The organism is Lapillicoccus sp., assembly GCF_046595215.1.
Taxonomy (GTDB): Bacteria; Actinomycetota; Actinomycetes; order Actinomycetales; family Dermatophilaceae; genus Lapillicoccus.
The window spans coordinates 1-7,397 of the sequence record NZ_JBKJPP010000200.1; the positions used below are offsets into that span (position 1 = coordinate 1).

Here is a 7,397-nt window from a genome sequence, read left to right on the forward strand (position 1 = left end):
GGACGACGGGCGCGACGACCACGACGACCACGACGACCTGGGTCCCGGGCGGACCGACTCCCACGACGGCAGCGGCACGCACCGCGTCGAGGGTCTCGACGCGCTGCTCGATGCCGACCGGGGTCACCACTGCCCGGGCAGTGGTCACGACATGGGACAGCCGACCTTCGATCCACAGTCGACCGTCGGGGTCCAGGTGCCCCACGTCTGCCGTGCGGTGCCACCCCGGGTCGCGCGAGCTGGCGCGTTCCGTGGCCCACAAGGCGTCGTACCGGTCCTTGACGTGCGCTCCCCGCACGCAGACCTCACCGCTGGCACCGGGAACGGTGGTCAAGGAGCCATCCGCGATCCCCCGGTCCGACAACGGGCTCATGGCCACGTCGACACCGGGCAACGGCCGGCCCACACAGACACCGTGGCCGGCTCCGGCCTCCTCGATCTCGGCCAGGGAGATGTCCGTGACCGGCAGGGCCTCCGTCATCCCGTAGGGCGTGTGCGCGTCAGCGGCGGGGAGCACCGCACGCACCGCGTGCAGGAGGGACGTCGGCACCGGAGCGCCGGCCGACATCAGGAGACGGACGCCCCCAAGCGCCGACCGCTGGCTTCGCGTGAGGTGTGCCGCACTGGCCGCGACCCCGCGCAGCGCTGCCGGCGCCGCAAACACGATGGTGGCGTCGACTGCCTCGACGGCGTCGGCCAGGCCGGCCGCGGTCAGCGTCTGCGGAGCCGTGACGTCGATGTCCGGGACGGCGGTGGCGACGCCGAGGGCCGGCCCGAGCAGGGCGAAGGGCGCGAAGGCAGCCACGAGACGGTCCTGCGTGGTGATGCCGTAGGTCGAGCGCAGGAGCTCGAGCTGCGACATGACCTGGTGGTGCCGGTAGACCACGCCCTTGGCCGGGCCCGTGGCTCCGGAGGTGAACACCACCGCGCAGTCCGCGTCCACCGACGGCGGCGCGGTCGGCTCCGACAGGTCGGATGGCTGCGATGGCTCGGATGCCTCAAACCGCTCGAGAGGCGGCGACGGCGTCGAGACTGAGCGGCCAAGCCGGGCCAGCTCGCGGACACCGTGCCGGGCGCCGAGGGCCCGCATCAGCGTGTGGGTCATCCGCCCGGCCGCGATGCGTTGAACGGGAAGACGCATCAGCTGCGCTGCGGCGAGGCCCGGGCCACCGCCGATCACGTGGTCGAGCGATGCGCTCCGCAGCGCCCGGCGCATCCCGATCAGGCCCAGCCCCTTGTCCGCGACCACGATCACCCCACCGGCGCGCCACACGGCATACACCGCCGCGGTCAGCTCGGCCGAGGGCGGGATGAGCAGGGCCACCCGGTGCCCGGGACGGACTCCGGCGACGGCGAGCCCGGCGGCCAGGTCCTCCACCCGCGACGCGAGCGACGCCCAGCTGACGCGTGTCCCGCCGACCTCGACGACCGCCGGAGAGCTGTCCTGCGCCCGGGCGGACAGGGCGGACCAGAGCCTCTGGTCGGTGACCGCGGGCGGCATGCGCGGTCGGTCAGGCCCACCGGCGCCCCCCCGAGAGCTTGTGGTTGCCCCTGGGGGCGTGGCGAACCCGTCGGTCACCCACTGCGCCACGGCCTCGGCATACTGCGGCGCATCCTCGGTCACGAGGTGGGAGGCACCCTCGTATCGGTGCAGCTGCGCCTGGGGCAGCCTCGCCCGCAGGTCGGCCAGGTATCGCTCGCCGAACACGGGGTCGCGCGGACCCCACAACAGCAGGGCGGGCACGTCGATCGAGCGGACACCCTCGGCGATGGCGGCGAGAGCCGGCGCGGAGCGGTGGTCCGGCGTAAAGGGGATGTCGGCGACGAAGTCTCCGACCGACTGCCGGCGCGCGGCCGAGCGGTAGGGCTGCGCGAAGGCTCGGCGGACGTCCGTCGGGAGGGCGGGCCGCGAAAGCGCCGTGGCCGCCCGCACGAACGCCGGCGTCCGCACGCAGGCCACCTCGCGCAGCAGCGGCAGGTGCGCCAACCGGATGAGGGCCGGGCCGCGGTCGTGCGCCCCCAGGGCGACGGCCGTGTTGGTGAGGACGACCCCGCTCAGCTGGTGACCATGGGCCAGGGCCCACCCCAGCGAGATGGCGCCGCCCCAGTCGTGCCCGACCGTGATCACCGGACCGGTGATCCCTAGCGTCTCGGTGAGGTCACCCAGGTCGGCAACTCGTTGCGAGACGCTCCTCGGTGCGGCCGGTCGTGCTGAGTAGCCCATGCCGAGCTGGTCCGGCGCCACCACGCGCCATCCCGGAGGCGCAGCCGCCAGCAGCCTGCGCCACAGGTAGGACCAGGTGGGGTTGCCGTGCACGCACAGCAAGGTCCCGACCGGGTTCGGGACCCCGTTGTCCAGCAGGTGCCACGTGTGGGACACCCCGTCGGCGTCGGTGACGGCGACCAGCCTCGACCACGCCTGCTCCAGACCGGGCAGGCCCTGTGGTGCCATTCGGGCGGAGCCCGCTGTCACCAGACGATCTCGAGACACGACGCGTTCAGCCCCGAGCCGATCCCCATCAGGAGCACGCGGTCGCCGTCCTCGAGCCGGTCCGCCTCGGTCGCAAGGGTGAACGGCACCGACGCCGGCCCGATGTTGCCTCGGGTGGGGAAGGTCCGCGGCACCAGGGTGGGGTCGATCCCGAGCCGCGCGCAGAGCTCATTGGTGTGCACCTGGGAGATCTGGTGGATGACGTAGCGGCTCATGCCGTCCGCCCAGTCGAACTCTGTGGCGGCGTCGGCCCACAGCTCGTCGGAGAGCTGGAGTCCCGCGTCGAGCAGCCCCTTGAGGTCGGTGTACATGACCTGGTTGTCCCCCACGCACAGTTGGTGGTGCGCGGTGGCGGCCCTGCTGACCGCCCCGACGAGGCGGTGCCCCTCCGGGTGCCGATCGGCGCGACCGAGGACCATGGCTGCGGCGCCCGACCCGAGGGTCAGGGCTGCGAACTGCGCCATGACGTCCTTGGAGGTCGTCTCAGGACGGGACAACCGCTCGATGGTGCTCTCCTGGACGGTCCGGGAGTCCTCCCCGTCGACGACGAGGGCGTAGTCGATGACGCCGGCATCGATCATGGCGGCGGCCAGCTCCATGCCGTTGACGAACCCCAGACAGGCGTTCGTGATGTCGAAGTTCTGACACGACGTCGCCAGCCCGAGGCCGTAATGGACCGACACGGCGCTCGAGGGTTCGAGGAACTGGCGACTCACCGAGGTGTTCACCAGCAGCCCGATGCGGGCGCGGTCGATGCCGCACTCCCCGAGGGCCTTCTCTCCCGCCGCCACCGCGCCGTCAACGAACGAGAACCCCTCCGGCCACCAACGCCGTTCACGGATGCCGACGAGCCTCTCGAGCAGTCCTGCCCTCAGGCCCACCCGGTGGTAGGTGTCCGCCAGCCGCGCGTCCAGGGCCGCGGAGGTGATGACCTCCGAGGCGTCCTCGGTGCACACCGTCAGGACGGCGGTGTTGGTGAAACGGTGCGTCGCGTTGCCGTTCATCAATAGGTCCCGGTCCCGGCCAGGACGGCCTCGTGTCGCCGCCGCCGTCTGCGTTCCGCCGTTGTCCCCATCCGGCACATGCTATGTGGCGGGAAGGACCGCCGCCCGAGCGCCCTCTGCAGCGTGAGACGAGCGTCACCCCGGTGGGGCCGTCCGAACATGAGACAGTCGGCGGCAACGGTGAGGGATAGCGTGAGGTGGAGAGCAACCTCCTTGAGGACGCTGGCGTCCCTGGGTCGCTCCATAGGGAGATGCCATGAAAGCGCTCGTGTATCACGGTCCGGGTAACAAGGCATGGGAAGACGTCGCGGACGCGGCGATCCAGGAGCCGACGGACGTCGTCGTCAGGGTCGACACCACCACCATCTGCGGAACCGACCTGCACATCCTGCACGGCGATGTGCCTGCCGTCACCGACGGTCGGATCCTCGGCCACGAGGCCGTCGGCACCATCACCGAGGTCGGCGGCGCCGTCAAGGGCTTCCACGTCGGCGACCGGGTGCTGGTCCCGGCCATCACGAAGTGCGGGCGGTGCGAGTACTGCCAGCGGGGTATGCCGTCCCACTGCCAGACGGTGGGTGGCATCGGCTGGATCTTCGGCCACCTCATCGACGGGACGCAGGCCGAGCTGGTCCGGGTCCCCTACGCCGACACCTCGCTCTACGCGGTGCCCGAAGGCGTGACCAACGAGCAGGCGATCTTCCTCGCCGACTCGCTGCCCACCGGCTACGAGGTCGGCGTGCTCGCCGGGGGTGTCCGGCCCGGGGACACCGTCGCCGTGGTCGGGGCGGGGGCCGTGGGCCTCTCAGCCATCCTCACCACCGGTCTGTGGGGCGCGTCCAAGATCATCGCGGTCGACTCCAACAAGTTCCGGCTGGAGAAGGCCCACGAGTTCGGCGCGACCGACACGGTCGAGGTGGGCCCGGACACGGTCGCCGAGGTCATGGCCCTGACCGACGGTCTCGGGGTCGACGTGGCCATCGAGGCAGTCGGCTACCCCGAGACGCTGCTGACAGCGGCGGCGCTCGTGCGACCAGGTGGCACCATCGCCAACATCGGCGTCCACGGGGCCCCGGTCGAGCTGCCGATGCACGAGATGTGGATCCAGAACGTCACGCTGACCATGGGCCTGGTGGACACGGTCTCCATCCCCACCCTGCTCAAGATGGTGGCCAGTGGCCGGATCCCTGCCGAGAAGATGGGGACGCACACCTTCACCTTCGACCAGATGGACGAGGCCTACGACGTGTTTGCGAACGCGGCCTCGAACCTGGCGCTGAAGGTCATCATCACCCCCTGACCACCTCGACCCCGCTGGCGGCTCCGCACCGTGTGGAGCCGCTACCCGGCGGCAGGGACCTCGGCGCCCCCGGGGCGGGTGTGAACAGCTGGCTGGGCTATGGTCCGGGACACCCCGCAGCCGAACGAAGAGGTCCCCCGATGGGCGTCACCCAGACCGAGCCACCCACCCGCACGCAGGCCGCCGCGGCCGTCCTGGCCGCCAAGAGGGCGACCGGGCTGCGCTGGGACCAGCTGGCCGAGGTCGTCGGCCAGTCCACCGTGTGGACGACGTCGGCCCTGCTCGGCCAGCAGACCCTCACCGCCGATCAGGCCGCCGCGGCCGGCTCCGCGCTGGACCTGGACGAGGGCGTCGTGGCGGCGTTGACCCTGCCGCCGGTCCGCGGCGCCGCCGTGGTCGACACGAGCGACCCGCTGGTCTACCGCCTGACCGAGATGGTGCAGGTGTATGGCGCCACGATCTCGGAGCTGGTCCGCGAGGAGTTCGGCGACGGCATCGTCAGCGCGATCGACTTCGAGATGGGCCTCGAACGCATCGCCGACCCCAAGGGGGACCGGGTGCAGATCCTGATCAACGGCAAGTTCCTGCCCTATCGGATCTGGTAGTCGTTCCGACCGGCGTCAGTCCAGCAGCGCACCTGCCCACCGCCAGTCGCCGGCCGGACCGCGGTATTCCACCCGCTGGATGTCCTCGTCGTGCGCGTCGTCGTCGCGCGCCCAGACCAGCGCTGCGGCGTGGTCGACGAACTCACCGTCCGCGACGACATCACCCATACCATCGAGAAATCGATAGCCCGTCATGGCGCACCATCCTAGGCTCGCGGCGGTCCCGGTGGGCTACCCACTGCGCGGCGCGAATCGTGGTGACCCACCGGGGACGAAGGACGCGGCGCAGCCGTGGATCGGTGACGTCCTGAGCGTGCGGAGCCGCCAGCGTCCCGTCGTTCGTCCCGGCCTCCCACGGCGCTAGGCGGCGATGGCGCCGGAGTGGTTCAGGGCGAGCGCCGCACACGCAGCGAGCGGTCGGCTGGCTGGCGTCTACCCTTGCGGGCATGAGTTCTCGCGGGCGTGGAGTCCTGGTCACCGGCTCATCGCGGGGAGTGGGCGCTGCCACGGCCCGCGCCTTCGCGCAACGGGGGGACCGCGTCGTCGTGCACTACCGCTCGGGTGAGGGACCGGCCAAGGAAGTGCTCGGGAGTATGCCGGGCACCGGCCACTCCCTCGCCCAGGCCGACCTGTCCGATCCCGCCGCCGTCGAGCGGTTGGCGCATGAGGCGGTCGAGGCGCTCGGTCGGGTCGACGTCCTGGTCAACAACGCCGCCCTGTTCCTCGACCCGGCCGGCGACGGCAGCCGGCGGGGCGACCACCGCATCACCGACGTGGACTACGACGCCTGGGTGCGGGCCTGGCAGACGACCCTGGCCACGAACCTGATGGGTCCCGCCAACCTCACGTGGTGCGTCGCCCAGCACATGATCGCCATGCCACCTGCGGATGACCTGCCCGTCGGCCGGATCGTCAACGTCGGCTCACGAGGCGCCTACCGGGGGGAGCCGGACGTGCCGGCATACGGTGCCAGCAAGGCGGGGTTGCACGCCTTCGGTCAGTCGATGGCGCTCGCCCTGGCGCCGGAGGGCATCTCGGTGGTGACCATCGCCCCGGGCTTCATCGCCACCGACATGGCCGCGCAGCTGCTGGACCGGCCGGGGGGCGACGCGATCCGCGCGCAGAGCCCGTTCAACCGCGTCGCGTCGCCCGAGGAGGTGGCCCGCGCCATCGTGTCCCTCGCGGAGCCGGGTGCGGAGTGGGTCTCCGGCGCCGTGGTCGACTTCAACGGCGCCAGCTATCTGCGCTGAGGCGGTCGGGCCGTGGGGTGCTCGGTCAGCGGCTCGGTAGTAGCGTTCACCGCGCAGCCTCCGCCGCTTCTCCTGCTGGTGAGGCCGTGCAACCCATCTGATCGAGGCGCGATGTCGGCCGCGAGACGATCTCGACGAAGGAGTCAAATGCTTCTCGAAGCCGAGCTGTTCGTGATGACAGAGGACATGCTGGTCGAAGTGCTCGGGCGCATCCGGGACGATGACCGGGAGATCGTCCTCCCCGTGATGGTCGGCACGCCCGGCACCGACCCCACCACCTGGATGTGGGAGGCCCTCGAGCAGCACGCCGAGGACGACGCTCGGGTGCCAGGCGTGCTCAACCGTCGGAGCCGGGACGCGGGGGATGACCACCGTTCTGGCCGTGAGCTGCTCGGAGAGGACCCGATGGGACAGATCGCGCTGCTCGCCGGTGCGGCGAGTGAGGCCGCTCACGCGGCCGTTGACGGCGACGCCCCGGTGACCTCACCCTTCGGCGACGTCTCCACCCGGGACTACCTGCTCCAGCTCACCCTGGCGCGGTGCTTCCTCGCGCACTACATCGCGGCCTATCTCGGGTCGACCGCCTGCCCGCTCCCGGAGGAGCTCGCCCGACCCCTGTGGGAGCTGACCGCACCCGACGCGGAAACGTGGCGCTCGCGGGGCTTCTTCCGTGCCCCGATGCCGCTGCCCGACCACGTGTCATGGCGGGACCGGTTCCTGTTGTCGGCCGGGCACCAGCCCCACCCG

7 protein-coding genes are annotated in these 7,397 nt (G+C 71.5%); 4 read left to right on the top strand and 3 right to left on the bottom strand.

The window, feature by feature from the left end; translation table 11 throughout:
• Positions 1–2,452, bottom strand: a 2,452-nt coding sequence (locus tag ACLL9L_RS16760) for an alpha/beta fold hydrolase (RefSeq protein WP_411285795.1), incomplete at its 3' end; no start/stop codon positions are given.
• 17 nt (positions 2,453–2,469) lie between these two features.
• Positions 2,470–3,495 carry a 3-oxoacyl-ACP synthase III gene (locus ACLL9L_RS16765; protein WP_411285796.1) on the bottom strand — a complete coding sequence of 342 codons (1,026 nt, stop codon included), beginning with the start codon at positions 3,493–3,495 and terminating at the stop codon, positions 2,470–2,472.
• A gap of 256 nt (positions 3,496–3,751) precedes the next feature.
• Between ACLL9L_RS16765 and ACLL9L_RS16770 the strand changes: the two genes are divergently transcribed.
• Positions 3,752–4,795: an alcohol dehydrogenase catalytic domain-containing protein gene (locus tag ACLL9L_RS16770; RefSeq protein ID WP_411285797.1), complete on the top strand. Its 1,044-nt coding sequence runs from the start codon at positions 3,752–3,754 to the stop codon at positions 4,793–4,795.
• Positions 4,796–4,935: 140 nt separating this feature from the next.
• Entirely contained in the window at positions 4,936–5,400 is a 465-nt protein-coding gene (gene cynS, locus ACLL9L_RS16775) for a cyanase (protein ID WP_411285798.1), read from the top strand.
• Positions 5,401–5,415: 15 nt separating this feature from the next.
• Here cynS and ACLL9L_RS16780 read toward each other — a convergent pair whose 3' ends face one another.
• Positions 5,416–5,568: a hypothetical protein gene (locus ACLL9L_RS16780; RefSeq protein ID WP_411285799.1), complete on the bottom strand. Its 153-nt coding sequence runs from the start codon at positions 5,566–5,568 to the stop codon at positions 5,416–5,418.
• A gap of 278 nt (positions 5,569–5,846) precedes the next feature.
• On the opposite strand from ACLL9L_RS16780, the gene ACLL9L_RS16785 reads away from it, so the two are divergent.
• Positions 5,847–6,650, top strand: a complete 804-nt coding sequence (locus tag ACLL9L_RS16785) for an SDR family NAD(P)-dependent oxidoreductase (RefSeq protein WP_411285800.1) — start codon at positions 5,847–5,849, stop codon at positions 6,648–6,650.
• Positions 6,651–6,797: 147 nt separating this feature from the next.
• Positions 6,798–7,397: hypothetical protein (locus ACLL9L_RS16790; RefSeq protein WP_411285801.1), on the top strand; the 600-nt coding region annotated here is incomplete at its 3' end.

What these genes read in the sequence shown, in the direction of transcription:
- ACLL9L_RS16765 (WP_411285796.1), bottom strand. Translation starts at nt 3,495, where the DNA reads ATGAACGGCAACGCGACGCACCGTTTCACCAACACCGCCGTCCTGACG.
- ACLL9L_RS16770 (WP_411285797.1), top strand. Translation starts at nt 3,752, where the DNA reads ATGAAAGCGCTCGTGTATCACGGTCCGGGTAACAAGGCATGGGAAGAC.
- cynS (WP_411285798.1), top strand. Translation starts at nt 4,936, where the DNA reads ATGGGCGTCACCCAGACCGAGCCACCCACCCGCACGCAGGCCGCCGCG.
- ACLL9L_RS16780 (WP_411285799.1), bottom strand. Translation starts at nt 5,568, where the DNA reads ATGGGTGATGTCGTCGCGGACGGTGAGTTCGTCGACCACGCCGCAGCG.
- ACLL9L_RS16785 (WP_411285800.1), top strand. Translation starts at nt 5,847, where the DNA reads ATGAGTTCTCGCGGGCGTGGAGTCCTGGTCACCGGCTCATCGCGGGGA.